This window comes from Rhizobium mesosinicum, assembly GCF_019511345.1.
GTDB classification, from domain to species: domain Bacteria; phylum Pseudomonadota; class Alphaproteobacteria; order Rhizobiales; family Rhizobiaceae; genus Rhizobium; species Rhizobium mesosinicum.
In genome coordinates, this window is record NZ_JAEUAK010000001.1 from 764,609 (window position 1) to 788,286 (window position 23,678).

Consider the following 23,678-nt stretch of genomic DNA (forward strand, 5'->3'; position numbering starts at 1 on the left):
GCTACTCGCGACCGCGGAAGCGACGCTGATAGGCAGGGTCGTAGAGCGAGCTTTCGCGGAAATCCTCCGATCCGAGCGAGCGGCCGACGAAGATGATGGCCGTGCGCTCGATCGGCTCGGCCGCCACCTTTTCCTCGATATCGGCAAGCGTGCCACGCAGGATACGCTCGTCCGGCCAGCTGGCCTTCACCACGATGGCGACCGGGCAATCGGCGCCATAGAGCGGCGTCAGTTCCGTAACGACCTGAGCCAGTGCGTGGATGGCCAGATGGATAGCCATCGTTGCCCCCGTCGCACCGAACTTCGCCAAGGTTTCCTCATTCGGCATCGGCGAGGCGCGGCCCGATACACGCGTCAGCACGAGGCTTTGTGCCACGGCGGGGATCGTCAACTCGCGGCCGAGTGCGGAGGCTGCTGCCGCAAAGGCCGGGACGCCCGGCGTCATCGTATAGGCGATGCCATGCTTCTCCAGCCGGCGGACTTGCTCGGCGACGGCACTCCAGACGGAAAGATCGCCGGAATGCAGTCGCGCCACATCCTCGCCGGCATCGGCGGCGCGGAGATATTCGGCCTCGATCTCATCGAGAGACATCGGCGCGGTATCGATGAGGCGCGCGCCGGGCGGGCAATATTGCAGAACCTCGGGCGAGACGATGGAGCCGGCATAGAGGCAGACTGGGCATTTACCGATCAGGTCGCGTCCGCGCACCGTGATGAGATCCGCTGCACCCGGTCCGGCGCCGATGAAATGAACCGTCATTCTTTTATTCCTTGACCCAACGCCACTGCGTGACGGGCATGGCCGGTCGCCAGCCGCTCATGCCGCCGACAGGTGCGGCGCGGGTGATTTCGATCTTCGTCAATGCGCCGCCGCGCGCTCGGTATTCGGCCAAAAGCACCGCCTCCATTTCCAGCGTGACAGCATTGGCAACGAGCCGCCCTCCCCGCTTCAGCGCTGCGATTGCCGCATCCATGACGCCGGCCTCACTGCCGCCGCCGCCGATAAAGATCACATCCGGTGCCGGCAAGCCGGCGAGTGCCTCGGGTGCGGTGCCTTCGACAAGGGCAAGCTGCGGCACGCCGAAACTCGCGGCATTGCGGGCAATGAGAGCGGCCCGTTCCGGCGCCTGTTCGATTGCGATTGTTTTCAGGGACGGATCGGCCAGCATCCATTCGATACCGACGGATCCGGATCCCGCGCCGATATCCCAGAGGAGCTCGCCATGGCGCGGCGACAGCGCCGAGAGCGTGACGGCGCGGATCTCCCGCTTGGTAATCTGACCGTCATGTTCGAAGAGCGCGTCGTCGAGGCCCGAAGCATAGGGCAGGATTCGTGCCCCCGGCCCCGCCGCAATTTCGAGGGCGCACACATTCAGCGGGTCGATACTATTGAGATCGAAACCTGATGCCGTCGTGCTGCGGATGCGCTCCCGCCCGCCGCCGAGCGCTTCCAGCACCGTCAGCCGCGTCTCGGCAAAACCGCTATCGACAAGCAGATCGGCGAGTGCCTGAGGGCCCTCCTCGTCCGAGGTCAGCGCCAGAATGTGCCTGCCGACATGCAGATGCGGGCGGATGAGATCGAGTGGGCGTCCATGCAGCGAGACACAGGCTGCCTCCTGCAATGGCCATCCGAGCCGTGCCGCAGCCAGACTGAACGCGGAGGGGGCGGGGATGGTGCGCATTTCTTGCGCCGCGATGCGGCGCGATAGCGTAGCACCGACGCCGTAGAGGAAGGGATCGCCTGAAGCCAGCACGACCACGGGCGTGCCGCGCCGAGCCTCGATCGCCTCGACCGACTGTTCGAAGGGGCTCTGCCAGGCAAAGCGTTCGCCGGTGATCAATGTACCGGCAAGTTCAAGATGGCGCGCGCCGCCGAAGACGGCCGGTGCGGCAGCAATCAGGCGCTTTGCCTCCTCGCCGAGCCCGTCTGGACCATCTTCGCCGATGCCGATAAGAGTGAGCCAGCGTGGGACGGAGGGGGAAGTGTCAGACATGGAGAAGACCCGTATCCTGATCCTCGGCGGAACCAGCGAAGCACGCAAGCTTGCCGCGGGCCTTGCCGCGCGCGAGGACCTCGATGTCCTGCTGTCGCTGGCGGGCCGCACGCAGGCTCCCGCCAACCAGCCGGTTCCCGTTCGCGTCGGCGGCTTCGGCGGCGTGGAAGGCCTTGCGAGCTTCCTGGCGGAAGGAGGCTACGACCTGCTGATCGACGCCACCCATCCCTTCGCTGAACGCATTTCGGCCAATGCCGCCATTGCTGCTGAACGCACCGGTATCGATGCGCTCGCCCTCGTTCGCCCTGAATGGGTGCCCGAACCTGGCGATCACTGGCATATCGTGGCCGATATTCCGGCGGCGATTGCCGCACTTGGGCCGGCCCCGCGCCGCGCCTTCCTGGCGACCGGCCGGCAGGGCGCTCATCATGCCGAAATCGCCCCACAACATTTCTATCTGGTTCGCAGCGTCGATCCGGTCGATCCGCCGCTTGCCCTTGCCGATGTCGAATATGTCCTCGAGCGTGGCCCCTTTACGCTCGAAGGCGAAATCGAGCTGATGCGGCGGTATCGTATCGATGCTGTCGTCACCAAGAATAGCGGAGGTACTGCGGCCTATGCGAAGATCGAGGCGGCCCGCCTGCTTGGGCTCAAGGTCGTCGTGATTGCGCGCGCGCCCGCTGCCATTATGACGTCGGTCGAAACGGTGGAAGCGGCGCTCGAGGCAATCGATCATCTCGTCTCCCCGGCCATGAAGCGCGGCGTATAGATCAGGTCCGGCCGTCCCTCGCGGGCGATCACCCGCGTCTCCTGCGAACCGATGATGACGCAGGTCGCCATATCGGCAATCAAAGCATCGGCAGCGTCCAACGGCTGCACCGTGATCTGCTCGTCGGGCCGGCCGGCCGCACGGCCGAAGATGACGGGTGTCGTGGCTGGCAGATGACGGCGCAACAGCTCGAAGGCGGTGCCAAGCTGCCAGGGGCGAGCCTTGCTGATCGGATTATAGAGGGCGATGACGAAACCGGCTTGTGCCGCAAGAGCCAGGCGATTTTCGATGACGGCCCAGGGCTTAAGATTGTCCGAGAGCGACAGGGCGCAGAAATCATGGCCGAGCGGAGCGCCGACACGGGCGGCAACCGCAAGCATTGCAGTGATGCCGGGCAGGACTGTGAGATCGACTCCACGCCATTCCGCGGGCCCGCTGTCGATCGCCTCGCAGACGGCAGCGGCCATGGCAAAGACACCGGGATCGCCACCTGAGACGACGCAGACATCCGCACCTCCAACAGCAAGCGTCAGGGCGGCCTTTGCCCGGTCCAGTTCCTCTCTGTTGTCGGAAGCATGGCGGCGCTGGTGGGCGCGCAGCGTCAGCCGGTCGAGATAGGGTCCATAGCCGAAGAAATCGCTTGATGCTTCGACGGCGGCCATCGCCTCCGGCGTCATCTGCTCCGGATTGCCGGGACCGGTGCCGATTACGAACAGGCGCCCGCTCATCGGCCTGCCTCCCAACCGGGCACCAGCACCAGCGAGAAATAGGGCGCGTCGTCCTCGTCCCGCTCAGTGAGCTTTACCATTGCGGCATTCGCCATGGTGCCGCGTTCGACATAGAGCGCGTCGCCGAGACGGCCGGCAGCCTGCAGCGCCCGGCGGATCTTCGGCAGGTTGCGGCCGACCTTCATGATGACGGCGGCCTCGGTATCGGCGAGGCGGCGGGTTAGTTCCTGCTCGCCCATCGTGCCCGGCAGGACGGAGAGCACGTCGTCGCCTTGAACGATTGGCATACCCGCCAGCGACCAGCAGCCCGACATGGCGCTGATGCCGGGAATAACCTCGGTCGGGTAGCGCTGCGACAGGCGCACATGCAGATGCATGTAGGAGCCGTAGAACAGTGGGTCGCCTTCGCTGAGCACCGCGACCGTGCGGTCTGCGTCAAGATGAAGGGCAACGGCATCGGCGGATACGTTGTAGAAATCCGTGATGCGGCTCTGGTAGAGCGGATCGTTTTTGTCGAGCTCGGTCGTCACTGGATAGTAGAGCGGCAGCAGCGCGGTGCCGGGTTTCAGCAGGTGCTCGACGATCGCCTTGCCATTGCCGCCCCTGCCCTGCTTTGCGAAATAGGCAATCACGTCGGCGCCCTTGATGGCGCGGACGGCCTTGACGGTCAGAAGCTCGGGATCACCGGGTCCGGTGCCGACGCCGATCAGACGGCCGCTCATAGGCCGGGCCTCGAAAGCGCGTTGATGGCGGCTGCCGTCATGGCGCTGCCGCCGAGCCGGCCGCGCACGATGGCATAGGGAACGCCATAGGAATTTTCCGCAAGCGCATCCTTGGATTCGGCAGCCCCGACGAAGCCGACCGGCATGCCGATGATCGCCGCCGGCTTCGGCGCGCCGTCGCGCAAAAGTTCGAGAAGATGGAAGAGGGCCGTTGGCGCATTGCCGATGGCAACGACGCTGCCGGCGAGCCGGTCGAGCCAGAGATGGATTGCGGCGGCCGAGCGGGTATTGCCCGTCTGATGGGCAAGGTCATGCGTGCGCGGATCATGCAGGGTGCAGATCACCTCGTTCTTCGCCGGCAGGCGGGCGCGGGTCACGCCATGCGCCACCATCTCCGCATCGCAGAAAATCGGGGCGCCGTCCTGCAGGGCGATGCGCGCAGCGTGAACGAAATCGGGGGAGAAGACGAAGTTCTGCGCCGCCTCGACCAACCCGCAGGCATGGATCATGCGCACGGCGACGTCGGCCTCTTCAGGCGAAAAACGCGAGAGATCGGCTTCGCTGCGAATGATCGCGAAGGAGCGCTCGTAGATCGCGTCTCCGCTGCGGATATAATCGTAGTCTGGCATTGCTATTCCTGTTGCAGCGCATCGGCGAGACCGGTGGGGCCGAGCCTCTTCAGGCAATCGGCACTCGACTCGCCGGCGCCTCTCTTGTCTTTGATCAGGCGGGCGAGCCTCTCTATAGCGAAATTGATCCCGCCGCCAGCAATCCTTGCAGCCGGTCTGTCTGCCGCGAGCCCGTCGACGACAAAGTCGTAACCGTCGCCCGACCCGACGATCGCGAGATCGGCGCGCCGATGCGCGCAACCTTTCGCACAGCCGGAAAGATGAAGCTTCAGCGAGCCGTCGAAAAGCGCCGGAATTTGGTCGAGCAACTGGCTGGCAAGAGCCTTTGTATCGTAGAAAGCCAAGGCACAGGCCCCTTCCCCAGAGCAGGCAGCGATCTGCTCGGTTGGCTCGTTAGCAGTCACGCTAACGCCGTAACCGATGGCCGCTTCTTGAAGAGCCGGCATTGCCGTCTCGGCCAGACCAATCAGGAAGAAACCGCGATCCGGAGCCAGCCGGATTTCCCTTGCGCCGGCACTTTCGGCAGAGGTGAGGAAGGAAATCAGATCAGCGGCCATCGCCTGTCCGAACTTCAGGCGCACCCCTAGTATCGTGCTGCCGTTCCGCAGTTCCGTGACGCCGACGAAGGACGATTTCGTCGGCGCGGGACGGATAGACCGGATGCTATCGAGCTCAGGAAAATGGGCGCGCAGCATTGCTTTGTCGATGTCGCGGGCGCGTGTGCGCCTGCCATTCACAATCAGCATCTGCAACAGATCGCCGACCGCATTGACAGCGGCGTCCGCACTTCCGAGGACTAGTGGTGTGGCACCCTCTTCGTCGCCGGCTATCGAAACCAGCCATTGCCCTGTCGGCTGAGCGACGACGCGGATATCGGCGATGAGAGCGGAAAGGGAGAATCGACCGCCCCCGTCGATGAGGATGGAGAGTTTCGGCGCAAGATGGGGAGAGCTGAGAAGGTCGCCGAGCTTGATGCGCAGCATCACCTCCATGTCGGCCGCGTCGGCGATCTCGTCGGCATCAATGCCATGAAGCGGCGAAATCTCAATTGCCACGCCATCAGATATAATGATCCCGGCGGCATCGATCTCCGCCGCCAGCGGACTGACGGATTCAGTTTGCAGACCTCGAATCTGCAGATTGCCGCGAGCGGTGATTTCAACAACACCGTTTCCATGCCGTGCCGCTGCCGACGCCAGATGCCGGAACTGGGAGGTCGAGAGGGTGCCGCCAGCAGGTCGCAGGCGCACGAGCAGGCCGTCGCCAGTTTGCATGGGTGCGGCGAGCGCCGGGCAGGCGCCGCGTTGCATGCCCACGATATCAGGTCTCTCTGCTTTCAAGATATTGCCGGCTGTGCTGCGCATTCATCCATCCTTTGGCCCATGTCTTACAAGATCGCGCCGGATGCAGCAAAGCGAGATCGGTTCGTTGACCGGAACAATCAGTCGTCGAAATCGCGTCCCTTGCGCAGGAGATAAATGTCCATGATCCAGCCATGCCGCGCCCGTTCTTCGGCCCGGAGCCGGAGGATGTCGTCGGCTATATCGCCGAGCCGGCCCGAGCGGATCACTTCGTTCTCAGTGCCGAGATAGGCGCCCCAGAAGATCTCAGCATCGGGAGCGTCAGTCTTCGAAAAGGCCTGTTCGCCATCGAGCATGACGATGGTGCTCTCATGCGTCAGTCCCGTTTCGGTCAGTCGCCGGCCGGTGGTGATCTCGACCGGCTTGCCGACGAGATTGACGGGAATGCGGTGGCTTGCCGCCAGCGCCTGGATGCTGGTGATGCCGGGAACGACGCTATAGTCGAAGGCGCAGGTATCGGTATTACGCACGCGTTCGATGATGCGGATCGTGCTGTCATAGAGGCTCGGATCGCCCCAGACGAGGAAGGCGCCGGCACCAGTTTCCGGCAGATCGGCAATCAGGCCCTCATAGATTTGGGCGATCGCGGCGTGCCAGTCGTCTACGCTCTGGGTATAAGTTCGGTCCTGGATTGAGCGCTTCGGCACCTCGAATTCAACGATGCGCACACCGTCGCGGGTCAAATATCGATCGCAGATCTCCCTGCGCACGTCGGCAAGATCCGACTTCGCGGCACCCTTGGTCGGGATGAACACCACGTTTGCCGCGTTCATGGCGTTAATCGCCTGGATGGTCAGATGTTCGGGATTGCCCGTTCCGATACCGATGATGTGGATATGCCGCACGCTTTCTGCCTCGCGATTTCCAGCGGTTTGTGCCGCCAAAGCAAGCCTTTGGCAAGGGCGAACCCGGGAGTTGGCCGCGGCCAACTTTCTATCTGCGCGGTTAGCGAAGCGTTTATTGTCGCTAGCCCCGAATCATGTCATCTTCGATACGCTTTTTGACGCTATGTTGATGGAAAAGCGCTTTAAGAAGGGGCAGGTGTTTTGGACAACATTAGCGTATCGACGACGGACGTTCGCATCGAACGGCACGCTACGCAGCTCTCGCGCCAGCTTAAGCTGCTGCGAGAAAGGCTCTTCCCGCCGCTTTCGCAAAAGACGCTCCGGACATTTACCTCCGGCGAGGCAGCGCAGATGATCGGCGTCTCCGATGGCTATCTTCGCCAGCTTTCCTTGGATGGTAAGGGTCCGCAGCCGGACGTCTCGCATAATGGCCGGCGCTCCTACACCCTTGGCCAGATCAACGAGTTGCGCCAGCATATGGCGAAGGTCAAGCCGAAAGATGCGCTCTCCTATCTGCCGTGGCGCCGCGACAGCGAAAAGCTGCAGACGATTGCGATCACCAATTTCAAGGGCGGCTCGGCCAAGACCACGACAACCCTTTATCTGGCGCAGCATCTGGCGCTGGAAGGCTACCGGGTCCTGGCGATTGATCTCGACCCGCAGGCTTCGCTCTCCTCGCTGCTCGGCGTCCAGCCCGAGTTCGACCTCGGCGATGGCGACACGCTCTATGGCGCGATCCGCTATGATGCGCAACGGCGCCCGTTGAAGGATATTATCCGCAAGACCTATTTCGACGGCCTTGATCTCGTCCCCGGCAATCTCGAACTCATGGAGTTCGAGCATGAAACGCCGCGAGCTTTGAATGATCGCCAGAGGCCGGAAGAGCTGTTCTTCCGCCGCGTCGGCAATGCGATTGCGGAAGTCGAAGGCAACTACGATATCGTCGTCATCGACTGCCCCCCACAACTCGGCTATCTCACGCTCGGAGCCGTCTGCGCCGCCACCTCCCTTCTCATCACCATTCATCCTCAGATGGTCGATGTCGCCTCCATGTCGCAATTTCTGTTGATGACCTCGGATCTTCTCTCCGTCGTGCGCAAGGCCGGTGGCGACCTGCAGCATGATTTCATCAAATACGTCGTCACCCGTCACGAGCCTTTCGACGGGCCGCAATCACAGATCGTGGCACTCTTGCGCAATCTCTTCGGTGACGATGTGCTGACGGCAACGATCCTGAAATCGACGGCGATTGCCGATGCGGGCCTGACGAAGCAGACCCTCTATGAAATTGAAAAGGGGCAGGTTCGCCGTTCCACCTATGACCGGGCACTGGAATCGGTTACCGCCGCCAATGGCGAGATTCTTGCCAGCATCCACAAAGCATGGGGCCGCACATGAGCAGACGAGATCGATTGAAGGGTTTGTTCACCGATACGGCGCAGGAGTTGGCCGCGGCCAACTTCGAGGAGACGTCTGTGCGTGGAGCGGCCGGTCCGGTACGCACCATGGCACTGACACTCGGCCGTATGGAGGAAGAGAGCAGGGCGATGGAGGAAGCCCTGTCGTCTGGCGAACATATCGTCGAACTCGATCCGGAGCTAATCGATTCCTCCTTCATTCGCGATCGCCTCGGGGATGAGCCCCTCGATCTCGAGGACGAGCTCGTGCAGTCGATCGCCGAGAACGGCCAGGAAGTGCCGATCCTCGTGCGACGCAATCCGCATCATGACGGGCGCTATCAGATTGCCTATGGCCACCGCCGCCTTCAGGCCGTTAAACTGCTCGGCCGCAAGGTGCAGGCGGTCATCCGCAAGCTCGACGATACAGATCTCGTCATCGCCCAAGGCATAGAAAACTCCGCGCGACGCAATCTCTCCTATATTGAGCGAGCCGTCTTCGCGCTCAATCTCGAACTGAAGAAGTTCGATCGTCCCGTCATCATGAAGGCACTTTCAACCGACAAGACGGAATTGTCGAAGCTCATCTCCGTCGCGAAGGCCATTCCTGCCGATATCATCCAGGCCGTAGGTGCGGCGCCCGGCATCGGCCGCAGACGGTGGATGGCGCTTGCCCAGGACTGGACCGACACCACCACCGGGCGTCTAACGAAGCTGATTGCATCCTCCACCTTCAATGCGGTCGAGAGCGATCGCCGCTTTGAGCTGATCATCGCCGAGCTTTCAAAGAAGGAAGAGACCAAGCCGCGAAGCACGGAATATGACTGGAAGCCTGCGAGCGGCGGCAAGATCGCCGGACGCATCAAGAGTTCCGGAACGTCCTTCACGATTGCCCTGAAGACAGGCGACGCATCGGATTTTGGCGCATATCTCTCAAGCCGCCTCGACGAGCTTTATGAAGCCTACAAGGCCGAGAAGCCAAAGACAGGGAATACGCTGTAGCGCAGTGCGACGTATCGGAGCGGGAATGCAACCAAGCGCAAGCTCGATTTCCGCCTCCGAATGATCGGCGAAGCGATTGCCGCCGTGCTGTCGTCGATAGCCCACATGATCCCGTAGAAATAACGGCTTGAGCTTTTAGGAAATGCCGTTGCCCGCACGTTTTCATCATGCGATAACCGACGGAAGCAAATGCTGGTTTCCCTTCCTTTAGCGAGAATCAATTAAGCCGAACAATGCGCTATGATATTGACGCCAACACGCTCCAGATGCTGCTTCCGGCCGTTGCCGGGGCCGAGGATGCTTTGGCGCGGCTCGATGAGCGGGCGGCGCGCTCGCCGGTAGGGCAGGGCTTTGCGGCGCGCAGCCATTTCTTCGATGCAGCCGGCGCGCTGTGGGTGGCGGGGGAACTTGTGCATGTGGAGGATCTCGTCCTGCACGATGCGCATATGGACAGCCGCGCGCCGAGCCATGAGCTGACGATTGCCCATTCCGTCCTGCGGACACGGCGGCGGATCGAAACCGCCGATCCTGGTTGGGCGCTCTCCCCGGCAGGCCTCGGCGTGCTGACCGCCAGCACGCTGGAAGGGGAGGAGAGGGCGCCGGGGGCGGGAACGAACGCGCCGATCGGAGAGGCTGACGACGAGGACGACCAAGCCCCACTTGCAGCCGAAATCGCCGAGCTTGACGCCCTGCTCGCCCGCTCGCAAAGACTTCTCGACCGGCATGCGGGGAAGGCCGTCGTGGAACCGCCGACGGAGGCTGTGCCTTCGCAGCGCAATGACGACCCGCTCGGCCTATTCGGTGACGACGAATGGAACGAGGAAGAACGGATTCAGGAATGGCGTGGTCTGATCCCGCTCGTAGAGGAACTGCCCCCTAGCCTGGCGACCGCCATCCTCTTCGACGCCTGGGAACGGATCGAGCCGCTGCGCCGCCAGCATTGGCTGGGCGGCCTGCTGATTGCCAGCAGCCTGCGGGCGCGAGGCAAGGTTGCCTCGCATCTTTTTTCTTTCCATACCGGGTTGAAGCAGATTCGCCACGAGCGCCGGCGGGCGCGTAATCGCGTCACGCGCCTGCAGGCCTTTCTTGATGCCATGCGGGAGAGTGCCGTCGTTGGCCTTAAGGAGATCGACCGCCTATCGTTGGCGCGAACGCAGATGGAGCTGCGCTTTCGCGGTCGCCGCTCGAATAGCAGTCTGCCGCAGCTTGCCGATTTCATCCTCTCGCGTCCGATGGTGTCGGCCGCCATGGTCGCGCGTGAACTTGGCGTTACGCAACGTGGCGCGCTCAATCTGATCAATGAGATAGGCATCCGTGAAATCACCGGTCGCGGCCGCTATCGTGCCTGGGGCATAATCTGAACCGCGTGGGCCACAGCCGCGAGCCGCGCTACGCGCATGAGCTCTGCTGGGAAAGAGCATGAGCCTGCATCCGCTCGATCAGTCCGCGCCTTTCAAACCCGAAGACTTACCGCCACAAGACCGGCTGATGACGAGAGGCCTAGCACCGCCAGCGCAATGCAGCGGTAGCGACGGGCGAATCCCATAGAGAAAGCTCCTCGTCAGTGAGGAAAGCGAGCGTGATGGAAAGCCCCTGCATGTCGAGTGAAGTGGCATAGGTGCCAACAAGCGAGCGCTCGACTCGCAGGCCGTACTCCGACATGATTCGAAGGGCAGAGTTGTAGGCAAGATAGAGTTCAGCGGGCGGCGTGCCTCCAAGTCCGTTCACCAGGAGCAGTGTTTTATCTGTGCTGCGGCTGGTATCGTTGAGGATAGTCTCGCTGAGATACCTGACAATAGTGTCAGCGTCGGAGAACCGCTCTCTCGAATGACCCGGCTCCCCATGAATGCCGACGCCCATCTCTACCTCGTTCGGCTCAAGCACGAAGGTTGTGCGCTGGGTGTCCGGTACCGCGACACCGGTCAGGGCAACGCCCATCGACCGGATGCGTGAGGAGAGGCTATCACCAAAGGCTTTTAGTTCTGAAAGGGATCGACCCTGCTCGGCACCCGCTCCGAGGAGCTTTTCAATGATAAGCGTACCGGCAACCCCGCGTCGCCCACGACCGTCGCCGCCCCTCGTCGTTTCGATGTCGTCGCAGGCGAGGACCATTTCAATTTTATGCCGGTCTGACGCCATTTCTGAGGCCATTTCGAAGTTCATGACGTCGCCATCGTAGTTCTTGACGACGAGCAGGCAGCCAGCACCGGTGTCTGCTTCCTCTATCGCACTGACGATCTGGCTCGGCGTGGGCGATGTGAAGATATATCCGACACAGGCCGCATCGAGCATGCCGCGACCGATGAAGCCGATATGCATCGGCTCATGGCCCGCCCCGCCGCCAGAAATGATAGCGACCTTGCCAGGAACCAGCTCACGGCGGCGTATGCATTTGCGGCCTGCGCCGAACACAACGAACTCCTGATGGGCGCGCACGAAGCCTTCGATACTCTCGGCGACCATAGTCTCTGCCGTGTTCATGAATTTCTTCATCAAGCCCCTCCCAAGGCGATGATCATGCCAATGCTTGTGCCTGTGCCACAAGGGCTTGGTTAATCCGGCAGCCCAGAAATTGCTGCGATCTTCTGCACCAGATCCGAAATCGCTTCCTCAAGCAGCCGATTGCGTCTCTCGTCGCCGAAGTCGGGCACCATCAGCGAAAGGTGCCGCAGTTTTTCCGAGGCGCCAAGTTCCGGCAGCTTGCCCGGATGGGCCGTTTGATATGCATCCAGAAAGCGCTCCTGTTCAGCGGCACTGAAATGACACACCCGGAAGATCGTGGCGAGGTGGCGGGCTGGAAGCGGCGTTGCATAAGTCGGGCTTGTTATCTGCGTGACGAAACTGCGATGCTTGCCGAGTTCCGTCGCAAGGCGCTGACGTGTTCCGGAAGGCCTGTTGTCAATGATCTGCGCCAGAATGGACTTATAGGCGATAATGGCGTCTTCCGTGTCTTCGCGCGCCATCCTATTCTCCGGCTGCCTTTGTCCCATCTGCCCTCAGGCCGACGATTGCCGATCTTATCGCGGGAAGCTGAGCAGGCGCCACGGAAAAATGCCGTATGCCTGCGGCAAGCAGCTTCGCGGTGAGGGACGGATCCCCCGCCATGTCGCCGCAGATGCTGACCGGTTTGCTCCCGGCGAGTTTTATAGCCTGAGTCAGCAGACGCAGTACGGCCGGCACCGCCTTGACCTGATAATGCGCGAAGTCGGCGTCCTCGCGTGGCGATGCGACGAGATATTGTGCAAGGTCGTTCGTCCCGAACGAAAAGAAGTCAGCGCTTTCGAACTCATCCAGCATGAGCGCGGCCGCCGGGACCTCCACCATCATCCCGATTGGGGGTATGCGATGAGGGACGGCTCGCCGAGCAAGCTCGCCAGCCTCTTCACGGTAAATCTGCCTAACGTCGTCGACGTCGGATGGAAACATCACCATCGGCAGCATGATATGAAGATTGCCGAAAACTGCCGCGCGTAGCAGCGCGCGGGCTTGAACACGTGCGATCTCCGGCCGGGCGAGCAGAAGACGGATACCGCGCAGCGATGGTGCTTCGGCAAGTCCGGCGAGCGGCTTGTCGCCGCCTACATCCAGCATGCGAATTGTCGTTGACCTGCCGTCTGCCCAATCCAGCAGGCGGCGGTAGATCACGAACTGCTTTTCTTCGTTCGCGGCGTCCCCAAGCGATGTCAGGGCAAATTCGGAGCGCATCAACCCGATGCCGGCGGTTGTCGCAGCATTGACCGCATCGACTTCGTTGGGAGCGTTGACGTTGATTGCCAACAGGACCGGAGAGCCGTCGGCCGTGCGCAAGGTGCCGTTGTCGGCTATCGATGCCAAGCCCAAGGGGCGATGATCGGGCGAAGCCAACTGCTCGCTCCGCTCGCTTATCTGAAGCGTGATGATACCTGAATCGCCATCAATCCCGATCTGCTGCCCCTTCTCCGTCGCGAATTGACCGGCACCAATGACCATTGGCACCGAGCGAGACCTGGCAAGCAGGGCGACGTGGCCGACGGCACTGCCGGCATAAAGAGCGATACCCCCGCCTGCCGACCAGTCATGTGCCAGGAAACGACTGGGCTCCATGTCTTTTCCAACATAGATGGAGCCAGCCGGAAAGTCGTCGATCGGCGCGCCGGTAAGGATGGAAAGGACGCGATTTTTGACGTCGAGAATGTCGACCGCACGCGCCTGCAAACGCTGTTCCTCCGCGCCTTCCAGCTCGCGGATATAGTCATCGAGTGTTCCGATCCAGGCAAATTCGATATTTTCGCCGGCATCGATCCGCGCGCCGACCATCTCCATCAACGTCGGGTCCTGCAGCACTTCGATCTGAAACTCGATGATCTCGCCACTTTCGGGATCTGTCCCGGCTGCAAGATCGCGTAATTCGCGGATGGCCTTGTCGATGGCCTCGCCTAGGGCTGCATGGCTGGAAAGGCTTGGTGCCGGCGACGCGGCGGCGGGCATCGGCTGAGCGACATAGACGGGTCCCATTGCAATGCCTGGCGACGCACTAGTCGCTTTCAATTTAGGCGGTGCGACCATGCTTCTTTTCCTCATCGAAGTTACGCTCGACGAGACCCTTCAACGCGCGAACCGCTTCCTCGGCAAGTATTCCCTCTGCACGAATCCTGAGCAACGACCCCTTGCGGATCCGGGCACCCATGATCTTGATGATGCTCTTTCCATTCAGCCAGACATCACTCCCGTTGATCGCGACTTCGATCGAGCAGGGAAAGGATTTTGCAAGCCGGGTGAATGTGACCGAGGGCCGCGCATGCAACCCTACACCGTGCTTGACCTCGACTTCCGTCTGGCAACTGGTGTGGATCTGCTCACCCTCGCGGCTTTCTACGCGCAATCCACCGTTCATGAGGGTGATAGCTCCTCTGCCGTCGCAACGACCTTTGTCAACGATGCGCCGCCGGAAGCCTCGGCTGCCGCGATTACAGCCCCCTCCACGACGGGCGCGTTGCAGATCGTTACCTGCTTCGACCGTGGCAAGCCAAGCATCTCAACCGCCATTTCACTGTTGGTCTCGGCTCCCCCAAGATCAACGAAGACAGCGACGCCTGCCTCAGACCAGGCCTCCTCGATGGCTTTGAGAATACCGCGGGCATCGGTTCCGAGCTCGCCGTGACTGTTGCCGCCCGACCAGGCAAGCGGCACGCTGTCGCCCACCATCTGCTTCACCATATCTGCAGTACCACGCGCAACAAGCGGCGAGTGGGAAACAATCACAATCCCAACATTGGGGCCTTTCCCACTCATACCGGTCGGTACTCCTCGAGGTAGCGGCAGATCGCAGTTGTCAGCAGCGCACAACTTGAGGCACCTGGATCGACATGGCCGATCGACCGGTCTCCGAGATAGGAAGCACGCCCGCGCATGGCCCTCATCGCTGCGGTCAGCTCGGCTGAACGTTCTGCATGGCGTGCGATGTCCGTCCAAGGCAATCGATGAGCGAGCGCGTCCTGGACCGGATAGAGAACATCGAGAAGCGTCTTGTCTCCGGGGTGGGAGCGGCCACGACGCGCGACAGCGTTGATCGCCTGTTTCAGTGCGGAAGAAAAGTCTTTCTCTTCCTCTGCGGCACGGAGCTCACGGCCCATTTCCATGAGCAGCGTTCCGTAAAGCGGGCCTGCCGCTCCGCCGATGCTCATCACGAGCGTAAGGCCAATTTTCTCGAGCGCATCAGGCAACGGGAGGCTTGAGACCGAGGCGTTCTCGGCACTCACCGCTTCGCAGCCCCGCCGCATGTTCGTTCCGTGATCGCCATCGCCGATGGCGCGATCAAGAGCGCATAAGTGCTCGCTGTTTGCGGCGATCGTCGCACGGCAAGCTTCAATCAATCCCATGAGAAGAACCGGTTCTGCCAGCACCTAAACCTCCCGCCTCCAGAACTCATACGAGCGTTGCGACCACCTCGAATACGCCCGCCACGGCCACGGCACCCGGATCGGCGACGCCTTCGAGATCCTTTTCGCCAACGTAGGAGGCACGACCGGCCTTTGCCTGTCGCATCGCTCTTGTCGACTCAGCACCTGCCGTTGCCGCCCTTGCCGCGGCTTTGACACCCTCCGATGAAAGGGCCGCCAGCGCGGGAGAAAGGGCGTCGACCATTGTGCGGTCACCCACAGCCGCGCCTCCATAGAACGTCATCCGATCAAGTCCGGCAAGCAGGGCAGCAGCGATATCATCCTTTTCGGCCATGGACTTGGATGCGGCCGTGAAGAAGATCGACAGAAGGACGCCGCTGGAGCCTCCCATGCTGGTGCTCAGGATCTCGCCGATGGAGGCCATCGTCGCGGCAGGATCTTTCAGCGGAAGCATGTCGATGCGGGCAAGAATGCTGCGGGCTCCGGTCGCGACGGTCGAACCGGTATCGCCGTCACCAACCCGGCCATCCAGGTGATTAAGCTCATCCTCCAGCGAAATCAGATGCTCGCAAAGTGCGGTCAGCAGACGACGGTTGTTCCTATCATCGCTGGCGGGTACCGCTTCGCTTTGTATCGGCGCCCGTTGCGGTGCGGCAAGGATAGCGAGCTCGTGTCGCTCCGCTGCGGGCGGCCAGGCGTGGGGTTCGACGGCAGCCCTGAGAGCGGCCTCACGCTCGGCGTCCAGTCGAATGAGGGATAGGGAAAAGCCGTTCATGTTGAGAGCGGTCATCATCGGCGCCGGTCCAACGATCAACCGAACACGGCTGGCGATCGGTGACGACAGCACAGAATTGGCGATGACACCCATTTCAAGCGGTGGCACGGCGCCCAGGTTGTTGATTAGCAGCGCATGATCTTGTGCAGCATCGAGCTTCGCCGCCAGTCGCTCGGTCATGGTCGCAACCAGATTGGCAATCGGCTGCAGGGAAATGCGCTCGACCCCCGGCTCGCCGTGGATACCGAGACCAAGTTCGCCTTCATTGGGACCCAGTCGATCCGCATGCGTTTGGCCCGGCACGCTACAGGTTGAAAGCGACATGCCGAGCGAAACAATGCTGCCCGCTGCGGCGGTCGCAAGGCTCGCCACCATCTTGAGATCGGCGCCTGCTTCGGCGTGATAGCCAGCGATCTTGTGCACGAAGAGCGTACCGGCAACGCCGCGGGGCTGGATGAGACCGGGGATCGCGATATCGTCGGCAACGATGACCATCTCGACATCGAAACCTTCGGCGCGCGCCTTTTCGGCAGCGAGACCAAAATTGAGGCGATCGCCCGTATAGTTCTTGACGACCAGCAGAACGCCCTTGGGCCCGGTGACGGCGCGGATCGCCGTCAGCACCGCATCGACGCTCGGCGAGGCAAAGATTTCGCCAGATACAGCTGCAGTCAGCATGCCCTTGCCGACGAAGCCCGCGTGCGAAGGCTCATGCCCCGCGCCCCCGCCGGAGATAATGGCGACCTTCGACTTGTCCCAGTCGGCACGCAGGATGACCTTTATCTCCGGGAACGCGTCGAGACGGGCAAGACGACCGGCGCCGCTTGTCTGGATCAGGCCATCCAGGGCTTCGGTGACGATGGTTTCCCGGCGATTGAAGAAATGTTTCATGGAGAGGGCCCGTCTTTCATGCCAGTAAGTTCGTTTCTTTCAGTTGCTTATCCAAGGCGTTGGCCGCTGGCATCGAAATAGAGCGGATCGCGCAGCGTCAAACTTATTCGATCACCCGGCCGGATCGCCAGATATGGATCGGCAAGCGTAACCAGCTTGTGATCTCGCACCTTTATATGAAGGTGGTTCTGGTCCCCCAGATGTTCGATCCAATCGATCTTCGCTTCAGCATTCTGATCGACGAGGATGTCGAGATGTTCGGTTCGCGCGCCTATCGTCTTCGTTCCCGGCGGCGGATTGGCGCCGGGAATAAGATCGGTCGGCAGAAGGTTGATGTGTGGCTGACCCAGGCGCGCAGCGACGTGAAGGCTGGCCGGATTGCCATAGATTTCACGGGGCGTTCCGATTTGCAGCAGCCGTCCCTCCGAGACAATGCCGATCCTGTCCGCCATCGTCATGGCTTCGACCTGGTCGTGAGTTACATAGAGCAGCGTCGAGCCGAGTTCCTTCTGGATGCGCTTCAGTTCCAGACGCAGTTCCCCACGCAGTTTCGCATCAAGCGACGACAGCGGTTCGTCCATCAGGTAGATGGCGGGCTGGCGCACCAGCGCCCTACCAATTGCGACGCGCTGCATTTCGCCGCCCGACAGGCGCGTCGAACGATTCTCCAGCTTGTGGTCGATCCTGACCATGCGCGCAATTTCGCGGACGCGACGGTCGATCTGTTCGTTTGTCAGCCTGCGCACCGGCGCTCGCAACGGAAACGCAAGGTTGTCGTACACCGTCATGTGCGGATAGAGCGAATATTGCTGGAAGACGAAGGCAACATCCCTCTCGGCCGGTGCTTCGCTTGCGACGCTTCGACCGCCTATTTCAATTCGACCGCTGTCTGCGCGCTCCAGGCCGGCAATGAGGCGCAGCGTCGTTGTCTTGCCAGCGCCGGTCGGCCCAAGCAGAACGACGAACTCGCCGTCGCGGATGAAAAGGTTGAAATCAGAAAGAGCCTGTGTATCGCCGAAGCGCTTGTTGAGGCCCTTGAGAGCGACGTCAGCCATGACGCTCCTCCGAATAAAGCGCCGAGGCGATGGCACGGCCCGATTGGCAATCGAACAGGGCAAGCTTGGCCGGATTGAACTCAAGGCCAACTGTCTCTCCGATGCGGAAGTTGCGGTTCGCCGGAACGCGTGCCTTGATGATACCGCTCGAGGTTTCTATCGCCACCACCTGATTGGTTCCGAGATATTCGCTGCCGTAGACGGCGCCGCGCAATGGGGAAGTATCACTGAAGCGGATGTGCTCTGGCCTGACGCCAAGTGCCAATTCAGTCTCCGTCAGATCCTGGCGCACCTCCGGTATGCTGACAACGACGCCATCCAGGGAGACGGATTGGTCGCCGCTGCGCAGGCCTGAGGTGAAGCGCATGAAATTCATCGGCGGTGAGCCGATGAAATCGGCAACATACATGGTGGCCGGCTTGCTGTAGATTTCCTGCGGCGTCCCGAATTGCTCGATGACGCCGTGGTTCATCACGGCGATCTTGTCAGCCATCGCCATCGCCTCATGCTGATCATGCGTCACGTAGACGGTCGTCGCGTGGATGCGGTTATGCAGTTCGCGCAACTCGTGGACCATCACCTCGCGGAATTCGGCGTCCAACGTCCCAAGCGGTTCATCCATCAGGAAACACTTCGGGCGGCGTACGATAGCGCGGCCGAGGGCAACGCGCTGACGGTCGCCGCCCGCGAGTCCGGAAACTGATCGGTTCAGAATATGATCGATCTGCAGCAGCCGTGCGGTCTCTTCCACGCGTTGGCGGATCTCAGCCTTAGGCATGCCTTGCGACAGCAGCGGAAAGCCGATGTTCCTGCGCACGTTCATGTGGGGATAGAGCGCAAAAAGCTGAAAGACGAAGGCAATATCGCGGGCGCTGGCGCGGTTGAAGGTGACGTCCTCCCCATCGAGATAGATCTTGCCGCTAGTCGGCAATTCCAGGCCGGCGATCATTCGAAGCGTCGTTGTCTTGCCGCAGCCCGAAGGGCCGAGCAGAGCCAGGAACTCGCCGTCATGGATGGCGAAGCTCGAATCCCGCACAGCCACGAAGCTGCCGAACTGCTTGCGGAGATGTTCTATTCTGATGTCCGCCATGGCTCACTCCGGAAACTTCGAGACGATGATGAACATGGCAGTGCCTGCCAGCAGCGTTACAAGCGAATAGGTATAGAGCATGAGAAAAAACGGCTGGAAGAGCATGAGGAAACCAATGGCAATCAGGGCGGTCGCGATGCTCTCCATGGGTCCCCTGCGCAAAAAGAAGGGTCGTTTCGGGCGCGGGGCAGGGCGCGGGGTCTCGATGAGATTGGTCATTTGCGAACCGCTCCGAAAGTGATGCCGCGCAGGAGCTGCTTGCGCAGGAGTATGGTAAAGACGAGGATCGGGATCAGGAAAATCGTCGTTCCCGCAGCAACCGCGGGCCAATCCTGGCCGCCTTCGCCGATGATAGTTGGGATGAATGGCGGTGCCGTCTGGGCTTCACCCGAAGTCAGCAATGCGACAAAGGCATACTCGTTCCAGGCAAAGATCAGGCAGAAGATCGCGGTGGCGGCGATGCCGGTGGTTGCCTGTGGCAGGACGACCTTCCAGAATGCTTGCAGCCGGGTGTAGCCGTCGATCATCGCAGCCTCTTCATACTCGCGTGGGATCTCGTCGATGAAGCCTTTCAGCAGCCAGACAGCAAGCGAAACGTTGACCGCCGTATAGAGCAGGATCATGCCCAGCGCCGTGTCGGAGAGGCCAAGCTCGCGGTACATTAGATAGATCGGTATGGCGACCGCGATGGGCGGCATCATGCGCGTCGATAGGATGAAGAAGAGAAGGTCGTCGGCGAGCGGCACCTTGAAGCGCGAAAATCCGTAGGCGGCAAGGGTTCCCAACGATACGGCCAGGAACGTCGAGCCGAAAGCAATCACCAGAGAATTGGCAAAGCGCGGCAGGAAATTCGAGGGTCCCGCAATGACCATGTTGCGCTTACGGGACACCTCATCACAGGTGCCGGTCGGTGCAGGCAGGGAGGCAATATATTCGGGCGTCTGGCGCGTTCTCGTCGTCAGCAGATTGCAATAGCCCTCCAACGTTGGCTGGAAGATGACCTTCGGAGGGTAGCTGATAGAATCCGGGGGAGATTTGATGCTGGTCAAGAAGATCCAGACGAGCGGGATCATCGTAATCAAGGCGTAGAGGATCACGATAGCGCCGGCAATCCTCTTGCTGGTCGGGCTCGGCTCGACGACTGAATGGGCTGAGGTAACTGAGCTCATCGCTGCTTTACCTTGTTGAGTGCCTTGACATAGATGTTGGCGAGACCGAACACGGCAACGAAGAGGACGATGGCAAATGCCGACGCCCGTCCGGTTGCCCAGCTCTCGAAGGCGGCCCGCTTCAAGGTGATGGAGGCAACTTCGGTAGTCGAGCCCGGGCCACCACCTGTCAGCAGCGTCACCATGTCGAACATCTTGAAATTCTCGATACCGCGGAACAGCACCGCAAGCATGATGAACGGCAGGGCCATTGGCACGGTGATCGACCAGAATTGCCGCCAGGCGGAGGCGCGGTCCACTTCGGCTGCTTCATAGATATAATCGGGGATGGAGCGCAGACCTGCCAGGCAGATCAGCATGACATACGGCGCCCACATCCACGTGTCGACGATGATGATCGCCCAAGGGGCCAGCGACACGCTGCCGAGCATCTGGATGTCGGCTGTGGGGATGCCAGTGACCAGGGAAACGGCATAGGCGAAAAGACCGATCTGCGGCTCGTAGAGGAAGCGCCAGAAATTGCCGACGACAGCCGGGGACAGCATCATCGGGATCAGGATAAGCGTCGTCCAGAAGGCGTGGCCGCGAAACTTGCGGTCGATCAGATAGGCGAGCGTAAAGCCGATGACGGTCTGCAGCAGGATCGTCCAGAAGACGAAATGCGCCGTCGTCTGCATCGCCTGCCAGATGTCGGGATCGGTCAGTACCCGCTCGTAATTGCCCAATCCGACGTTCTGGACCGGCGCGTTCGGACGGTTGGCGCGATAATTCGTGAACGATAGATAGATCGCCCAGATTAGCGGAAAGATGTTGATGGCGAGAAGCAGGATGATGGTGGGCGCGATAAACACCCAGGCGATCACTCGATCCGACAGTCCGCGGACGCGGCGGGCAACCGATGTCGGCGTCGCCCTGGCAGTCGCATCTGCAGCTTTCTCGACCATGGAGGAAGAGGAAATGTTCAAGGTGTCACCTGGTCTTCGCGTATATGAGACATGTGGCGGCTCGGCAGTCTTGGCGAGCCGGGCCGCCATTCTGGCAAGAAGGTTGCGCGTCCAGCCGGACACTAGATCTTGCCATCGTCCTCGAAGACTTCGGTCCAGTCCTTCACCAGGCCATCAAGCGCCTCTTGCGCGGTGCCGTTGCCGGCCACCACATAATTATGAACGAGCTTCTGCATGTCCTGTAGAAGGGTCGCGTAGCTTGGCTCGGCCCAGAAATCCTTCACGATCGCCATCGAGTCCAGAAACGCCTGGGCATAGGGCTGGCTGGACGCAAAGTCAGGAGCGTTCACCACGGATTTCAGGCAGGAATAACCGCCGAGCTGCCACCATTTTGCCTGCACATCCGGCTGGGCGAACCATTTGATATATTGCAGGGCGGCGTCCTTCTTGTCGGAATAGGAAACAACCGAGATGCCCTGTCCACCAAGCTGAGCGAAATGTTTCTTTTCAGCAGGATTTGGGAAGAAGCCAATCTTGTCTCCACCCACTTTCTCGTCCTTGTACAGGCCAGGCCAGGTGAAGGCAAAATTCATCTGCATGGCGACCTGGCCGGATTTGAAGGCATCGGCAGATTCGACCATGTAGACATTAGAGCTGCCGGGCGGAGTGCAGCAATCATAGAGCGCCTTATAGAATTCCAGCCCCTTCACCGCATCGGGAGAATTGACGAAACCTTCCATCTCATATGGCTTGTCCGGGTTGTCGTACTGGAATCCCCAGTCATACAGCACGTTGGTCACGCCCATCGTGATGCCTTCGGAACCGCGCTCGGTATAGATCGAAGCGCCGTAGACGGTCTTCCCGTCGATTTCGCGCTTCTGGAAGAACTCGGCGATCTCTTTCAGTTCGTCGTAGGTCTTAGGCGCTGCGAGCTCCCGCCCGTATTTTTCCTTGAATTCCTTCTGCAATTCAGGCCGCTCGAACCAGTCCTTGCGATAGGTCCAGCCTACGACATCGCCCATGGCGGGCAGCGCCCAGTAGTTCGGCGTATTCTTCGGCCATTCCGAATAGCCCACCACTGTCGCCGGCACGAAGTCATCCATCTTGATGCCTTCCTTGTCGAAGAAGTCGTTAAGCTTGACGTAGTGGCCGTTTTCCGCCGATCCGCCGATCCACTGGCTGTCGCCAATGATCAGGTCGCAGAGCTTTCCGTGAGAGTTCAATTCGTTGAGAAAGCGGTCGGCATAACTCGTCCACGGGACGAACTCGAACTTCATTTCGGTGCCAGTTTTGGCGGTGAAATCTTTCGAGAGCTCAACAAGCGCGTTGGCCGGGTCCCAAGCCGCCCAGCAAAGTGTCAGTTGATCGGCTTTTGCGAGATTGGGCAGCGCCGACGACATGACAAATGCCGAGGCCAGCCCGAGAAGGGCTTTCGATTTCTTTTGCATATGTTCCTCCCAGAACCAAGGCCGGCTCCCCGCCGACATGCAAGTCCACCAATTTCAGAGACTGCCTACATGAACTCCTCGACCCTCATGTTTAGCAATATGTTTAGTAATAGACAATTTTATAAACATTGCAAGCGACAATCTCCGCAGCCAATCATCCATCCCGTGACGATGCAGCCCGGTGGTGCTTCGTGACTTGAAGTCAGGACGAAGCTATGGGCAGGAGGAAACGCGCCGGGTATGCTCAATCAATTGGAAGGGGATCGGCTGGTGTCTGCACGGATGGATCACAGCGGGGACATACAGCAGGCGAGAGCCGGCCTTTCGGACGTACTTGGGGCCCGGTCTGTCGGTCGTCTTTTGTGGTTTGAACCCGCGCTCACAGCAGTCCGGGACGGCCACAATTTCTCCTCTCCCAGCAACCGCTTCTGGGGGGTGCAGCACCTTTCCGGCTTACGTCGCGCCTCCTGCGCGCCGATGAAGAGCGGGAGTTGCTCCAGTACGGACGCGGCATCACTGCCGCCGTCTCTGGGAATCTGTCGGCTGGCCGACCCCTAATCAAAGTGGTCTGACGTTTTCCGCCTTTGACTTTCCGGTCTTGCGATCCTGCCCGAGATCGTAGGAGACGCTCTGGCCTTCCTTCAATGTATCGCCATATTGGAGCGCGGAAACATGTACGAAAACATCAGGTCCGCCAGCTTCCGGCGTGATGAAGCCGAAACCCTTATCGCTGTTGAAAAATTTGACCTTGCCAGTCGCCATGAAAATCCTCGCTTGTTTGGGCTTTGCCTCATGGCAATTTAGCGATCAGCCATCGCCTGAGCAAGCCTAAGCGATGGCAACCAGGACATGCGTCCTTATGCACCGACGAACGGACCTCGCAGGGCGCTCGATACCCCATTAGGCGTCAGAATTCGCCGAGCGTGCCGTTGATATCGCCGGCACCACGTTCTTCCTCACTGGCGAGATCGCCGGCATCT

General features: G+C 60.8%; 25 protein-coding genes and 1 pseudogene. 5 read left to right on the forward strand and 21 right to left on the reverse strand.

Annotation, left to right across the window (positions count from 1 at the left end):
- Nucleotide 1: 1 nt before the first annotated feature.
- Together cobM and cbiE are read right to left on the reverse strand one after the other, a co-directional pair.
- Nucleotides 2-760 carry a precorrin-4 C(11)-methyltransferase gene (gene cobM, locus JNB85_RS03525; RefSeq protein WP_220332992.1) on the reverse strand — a complete coding sequence of 253 codons (759 nt, stop codon included), beginning with the start codon at nucleotides 758-760 and terminating at the stop codon, nucleotides 2-4.
- Between the two features lie 4 nt (nucleotides 761-764).
- Complete coding sequence (gene cbiE / locus JNB85_RS03530; protein ID WP_220332993.1) at nucleotides 765-1,994, reverse strand: precorrin-6y C5,15-methyltransferase (decarboxylating) subunit CbiE; 1,230 nt, start codon at nucleotides 1,992-1,994, stop codon at nucleotides 765-767.
- Between cbiE and JNB85_RS03535 the strand changes: the two genes are divergently transcribed.
- Nucleotides 1,993-2,763 (forward strand): cobalt-precorrin-6A reductase, encoded by a 771-nt coding sequence (locus tag JNB85_RS03535; RefSeq protein WP_220332994.1) that lies wholly within the window; start codon nucleotides 1,993-1,995, stop codon nucleotides 2,761-2,763. The two genes, cbiE and JNB85_RS03535, sit on opposite strands and share 2 nt — an antisense overlap.
- Here the strand turns inward: JNB85_RS03535 and JNB85_RS03540 are convergent.
- The 5 genes from JNB85_RS03540 to cobF form a co-directional block, all read right to left on the reverse strand.
- On the reverse strand, nucleotides 2,727-3,491 hold the full coding sequence (locus JNB85_RS03540; RefSeq protein WP_220332995.1) for a precorrin-3B C(17)-methyltransferase: 765 nt from the start codon (nucleotides 3,489-3,491) through the stop codon (nucleotides 2,727-2,729). The genes JNB85_RS03535 and JNB85_RS03540 overlap by 37 nt on opposite strands.
- On the reverse strand, nucleotides 3,488-4,213 hold the full coding sequence (locus tag JNB85_RS03545; protein WP_220332996.1) for a precorrin-2 C(20)-methyltransferase: 726 nt from the start codon (nucleotides 4,211-4,213) through the stop codon (nucleotides 3,488-3,490). Before JNB85_RS03545 ends, JNB85_RS03540 begins: the two co-directional genes overlap by 4 nt.
- Nucleotides 4,210-4,842 (reverse strand): precorrin-8X methylmutase, encoded by a 633-nt coding sequence (locus JNB85_RS03550; protein WP_220332997.1) that lies wholly within the window; start codon nucleotides 4,840-4,842, stop codon nucleotides 4,210-4,212. Before JNB85_RS03550 ends, JNB85_RS03545 begins: the two co-directional genes overlap by 4 nt.
- Before the next feature lie 2 nt (nucleotides 4,843-4,844).
- Nucleotides 4,845-6,206, reverse strand: a complete 1,362-nt coding sequence (cobG, locus tag JNB85_RS03555) for a precorrin-3B synthase (RefSeq protein ID WP_220332998.1) — start codon at nucleotides 6,204-6,206, stop codon at nucleotides 4,845-4,847.
- A 77-nt stretch (nucleotides 6,207-6,283) separates the two neighbouring features.
- Nucleotides 6,284-7,048: a precorrin-6A synthase (deacetylating) gene (gene cobF, locus JNB85_RS03560; protein WP_220332999.1), complete on the reverse strand. Its 765-nt coding sequence runs from the start codon at nucleotides 7,046-7,048 to the stop codon at nucleotides 6,284-6,286.
- 201 nt (nucleotides 7,049-7,249) lie between these two features.
- On the opposite strand from cobF, the gene repA reads away from it, so the two are divergent.
- The 3 genes from repA (at nucleotide 7,250) to JNB85_RS03575 (ending at nucleotide 10,808) form a co-directional block, all read left to right on the forward strand.
- Complete coding sequence (gene repA / locus JNB85_RS03565; RefSeq protein ID WP_220333000.1) at nucleotides 7,250-8,446, forward strand: plasmid partitioning protein RepA; 1,197 nt, start codon at nucleotides 7,250-7,252, stop codon at nucleotides 8,444-8,446.
- Nucleotides 8,443-9,447 (forward strand): plasmid partitioning protein RepB, encoded by a 1,005-nt coding sequence (gene repB, locus JNB85_RS03570; protein ID WP_220333001.1) that lies wholly within the window; start codon nucleotides 8,443-8,445, stop codon nucleotides 9,445-9,447. The genes repA and repB overlap by 4 nt, the downstream gene beginning before the upstream one ends.
- A 233-nt stretch (nucleotides 9,448-9,680) precedes the next feature.
- Complete coding sequence (locus tag JNB85_RS03575; protein ID WP_220333002.1) at nucleotides 9,681-10,808, forward strand: RHE_PE00001 family protein; 1,128 nt, start codon at nucleotides 9,681-9,683, stop codon at nucleotides 10,806-10,808.
- A 139-nt stretch (nucleotides 10,809-10,947) separates the two neighbouring features.
- Here JNB85_RS03575 and JNB85_RS03580 read toward each other — a convergent pair whose 3' ends face one another.
- From JNB85_RS03580 to JNB85_RS03640, 13 genes are all read right to left on the reverse strand, one after another.
- Nucleotides 10,948-11,940 carry a dihydroxyacetone kinase subunit DhaK gene (locus JNB85_RS03580; protein ID WP_220333106.1) on the reverse strand — a complete coding sequence of 331 codons (993 nt, stop codon included), beginning with the start codon at nucleotides 11,938-11,940 and terminating at the stop codon, nucleotides 10,948-10,950.
- Nucleotides 11,941-11,999: 59 nt separating this feature from the next.
- Entirely contained in the window at nucleotides 12,000-12,410 is a 411-nt protein-coding gene (locus JNB85_RS03585) for a hypothetical protein (RefSeq protein WP_220333003.1), read from the reverse strand.
- Nucleotide 12,411: 1 nt separating this feature from the next.
- Nucleotides 12,412-13,992, reverse strand: coding sequence for a putative PEP-binding protein (locus JNB85_RS03590; protein WP_220333004.1), 1,581 nt, complete (start codon nucleotides 13,990-13,992; stop codon nucleotides 12,412-12,414).
- Nucleotides 13,976-14,320 carry an HPr family phosphocarrier protein gene (locus JNB85_RS03595; RefSeq protein WP_220333005.1) on the reverse strand — a complete coding sequence of 115 codons (345 nt, stop codon included), beginning with the start codon at nucleotides 14,318-14,320 and terminating at the stop codon, nucleotides 13,976-13,978. Before JNB85_RS03595 ends, JNB85_RS03590 begins: the two co-directional genes overlap by 17 nt.
- Nucleotides 14,317-14,718, reverse strand: a complete 402-nt coding sequence (gene dhaM, locus JNB85_RS03600) for a dihydroxyacetone kinase phosphoryl donor subunit DhaM (RefSeq protein WP_220333006.1) — start codon at nucleotides 14,716-14,718, stop codon at nucleotides 14,317-14,319. The genes JNB85_RS03595 and dhaM overlap by 4 nt, the downstream gene beginning before the upstream one ends.
- The gene (gene dhaL, locus JNB85_RS03605; RefSeq protein ID WP_220333107.1) at nucleotides 14,715-15,305 is read right to left on the reverse strand and encodes a dihydroxyacetone kinase subunit DhaL; all 591 of its coding nucleotides are present in this window, start codon (nucleotides 15,303-15,305) and stop codon (nucleotides 14,715-14,717) included. Before dhaL ends, dhaM begins: the two co-directional genes overlap by 4 nt.
- A 46-nt stretch (nucleotides 15,306-15,351) precedes the next feature.
- Nucleotides 15,352-16,992, reverse strand: coding sequence for a dihydroxyacetone kinase subunit DhaK (locus JNB85_RS03610; RefSeq protein WP_220333007.1), 1,641 nt, complete (start codon nucleotides 16,990-16,992; stop codon nucleotides 15,352-15,354).
- 47 nt (nucleotides 16,993-17,039) lie between these two features.
- On the reverse strand, nucleotides 17,040-18,047 hold the full coding sequence (locus JNB85_RS03615) for an ABC transporter ATP-binding protein (protein WP_220333008.1): 1,008 nt from the start codon (nucleotides 18,045-18,047) through the stop codon (nucleotides 17,040-17,042).
- Nucleotides 18,040-19,137, reverse strand: a complete 1,098-nt coding sequence (locus JNB85_RS03620) for an ABC transporter ATP-binding protein (protein ID WP_220333009.1) — start codon at nucleotides 19,135-19,137, stop codon at nucleotides 18,040-18,042. The genes JNB85_RS03615 and JNB85_RS03620 overlap by 8 nt, the downstream gene beginning before the upstream one ends.
- A gap of 3 nt (nucleotides 19,138-19,140) precedes the next feature.
- Nucleotides 19,141-19,356: a hypothetical protein gene (locus JNB85_RS03625; protein WP_220333010.1), complete on the reverse strand. Its 216-nt coding sequence runs from the start codon at nucleotides 19,354-19,356 to the stop codon at nucleotides 19,141-19,143.
- Nucleotides 19,353-20,306: a carbohydrate ABC transporter permease gene (locus JNB85_RS03630; RefSeq protein ID WP_220333011.1), complete on the reverse strand. Its 954-nt coding sequence runs from the start codon at nucleotides 20,304-20,306 to the stop codon at nucleotides 19,353-19,355. Before JNB85_RS03630 ends, JNB85_RS03625 begins: the two co-directional genes overlap by 4 nt.
- On the reverse strand, nucleotides 20,303-21,271 hold the full coding sequence (locus JNB85_RS03635; protein WP_220333012.1) for a carbohydrate ABC transporter permease: 969 nt from the start codon (nucleotides 21,269-21,271) through the stop codon (nucleotides 20,303-20,305). The genes JNB85_RS03630 and JNB85_RS03635 overlap by 4 nt, the downstream gene beginning before the upstream one ends.
- Before the next feature lie 101 nt (nucleotides 21,272-21,372).
- Nucleotides 21,373-22,698, reverse strand: a complete 1,326-nt coding sequence (locus JNB85_RS03640; RefSeq protein ID WP_220333013.1) for an ABC transporter substrate-binding protein — start codon at nucleotides 22,696-22,698, stop codon at nucleotides 21,373-21,375.
- A gap of 282 nt (nucleotides 22,699-22,980) precedes the next feature.
- On the opposite strand from JNB85_RS03640, the pseudogene JNB85_RS30575 reads away from it, so the two are divergent.
- Nucleotides 22,981-23,228 (forward strand): annotated as a pseudogene (locus JNB85_RS30575) (uracil-DNA glycosylase family protein); the annotation flags it as partial.
- Between the two features lie 28 nt (nucleotides 23,229-23,256).
- Here JNB85_RS30575 and JNB85_RS03645 read toward each other — a convergent pair.
- Nucleotides 23,257-23,460: a cold-shock protein gene (locus tag JNB85_RS03645; protein WP_220333014.1), complete on the reverse strand. Its 204-nt coding sequence runs from the start codon at nucleotides 23,458-23,460 to the stop codon at nucleotides 23,257-23,259.
- Nucleotides 23,461-23,678: the final 218 nt, after the last annotated feature.

Coding starts and splice junctions, on each gene's coding strand:
- cobM (WP_220332992.1), bottom strand. CDS start 760: ATGACGGTTCATTTCATCGGCGCCGGACCGGGTGCAGCGGATCTCATC.
- JNB85_RS03535 (WP_220332994.1), top strand. CDS start 1,993: ATGGAGAAGACCCGTATCCTGATCCTCGGCGGAACCAGCGAAGCACGC.
- cbiE (WP_220332993.1), bottom strand. CDS start 1,994: ATGTCTGACACTTCCCCCTCCGTCCCACGCTGGCTCACTCTTATCGGC.
- JNB85_RS03540 (WP_220332995.1), bottom strand. CDS start 3,491: ATGAGCGGGCGCCTGTTCGTAATCGGCACCGGTCCCGGCAATCCGGAG.
- JNB85_RS03545 (WP_220332996.1), bottom strand. CDS start 4,213: ATGAGCGGCCGTCTGATCGGCGTCGGCACCGGACCCGGTGATCCCGAG.
- JNB85_RS03550 (WP_220332997.1), bottom strand. CDS start 4,842: ATGCCAGACTACGATTATATCCGCAGCGGAGACGCGATCTACGAGCGC.
- cobG (WP_220332998.1), bottom strand. CDS start 6,206: ATGCGCAGCACAGCCGGCAATATCTTGAAAGCAGAGAGACCTGATATC.
- repB (WP_220333001.1), top strand. CDS start 8,443: ATGAGCAGACGAGATCGATTGAAGGGTTTGTTCACCGATACGGCGCAG.
- JNB85_RS03575 (WP_220333002.1), top strand. CDS start 9,681: ATGCGCTATGATATTGACGCCAACACGCTCCAGATGCTGCTTCCGGCC.
- JNB85_RS03580 (WP_220333106.1), bottom strand. CDS start 11,940: ATGAAGAAATTCATGAACACGGCAGAGACTATGGTCGCCGAGAGTATC.
- JNB85_RS03585 (WP_220333003.1), bottom strand. CDS start 12,410: ATGGCGCGCGAAGACACGGAAGACGCCATTATCGCCTATAAGTCCATT.
- JNB85_RS03590 (WP_220333004.1), bottom strand. CDS start 13,992: ATGGTCGCACCGCCTAAATTGAAAGCGACTAGTGCGTCGCCAGGCATT.
- JNB85_RS03595 (WP_220333005.1), bottom strand. CDS start 14,320: ATGAACGGTGGATTGCGCGTAGAAAGCCGCGAGGGTGAGCAGATCCAC.
- dhaM (WP_220333006.1), bottom strand. CDS start 14,718: ATGAGTGGGAAAGGCCCCAATGTTGGGATTGTGATTGTTTCCCACTCG.
- dhaL (WP_220333107.1), bottom strand. CDS start 15,305: ATGGGATTGATTGAAGCTTGCCGTGCGACGATCGCCGCAAACAGCGAG.
- JNB85_RS03610 (WP_220333007.1), bottom strand. CDS start 16,992: ATGAAACATTTCTTCAATCGCCGGGAAACCATCGTCACCGAAGCCCTG.
- JNB85_RS03615 (WP_220333008.1), bottom strand. CDS start 18,047: ATGGCTGACGTCGCTCTCAAGGGCCTCAACAAGCGCTTCGGCGATACA.
- JNB85_RS03620 (WP_220333009.1), bottom strand. CDS start 19,137: ATGGCGGACATCAGAATAGAACATCTCCGCAAGCAGTTCGGCAGCTTC.
- JNB85_RS03625 (WP_220333010.1), bottom strand. CDS start 19,356: ATGACCAATCTCATCGAGACCCCGCGCCCTGCCCCGCGCCCGAAACGA.
- JNB85_RS03630 (WP_220333011.1), bottom strand. CDS start 20,306: ATGAGCTCAGTTACCTCAGCCCATTCAGTCGTCGAGCCGAGCCCGACC.
- JNB85_RS03640 (WP_220333013.1), bottom strand. CDS start 22,698: ATGCAAAAGAAATCGAAAGCCCTTCTCGGGCTGGCCTCGGCATTTGTC.
- JNB85_RS03645 (WP_220333014.1), bottom strand. CDS start 23,460: ATGGCGACTGGCAAGGTCAAATTTTTCAACAGCGATAAGGGTTTCGGC.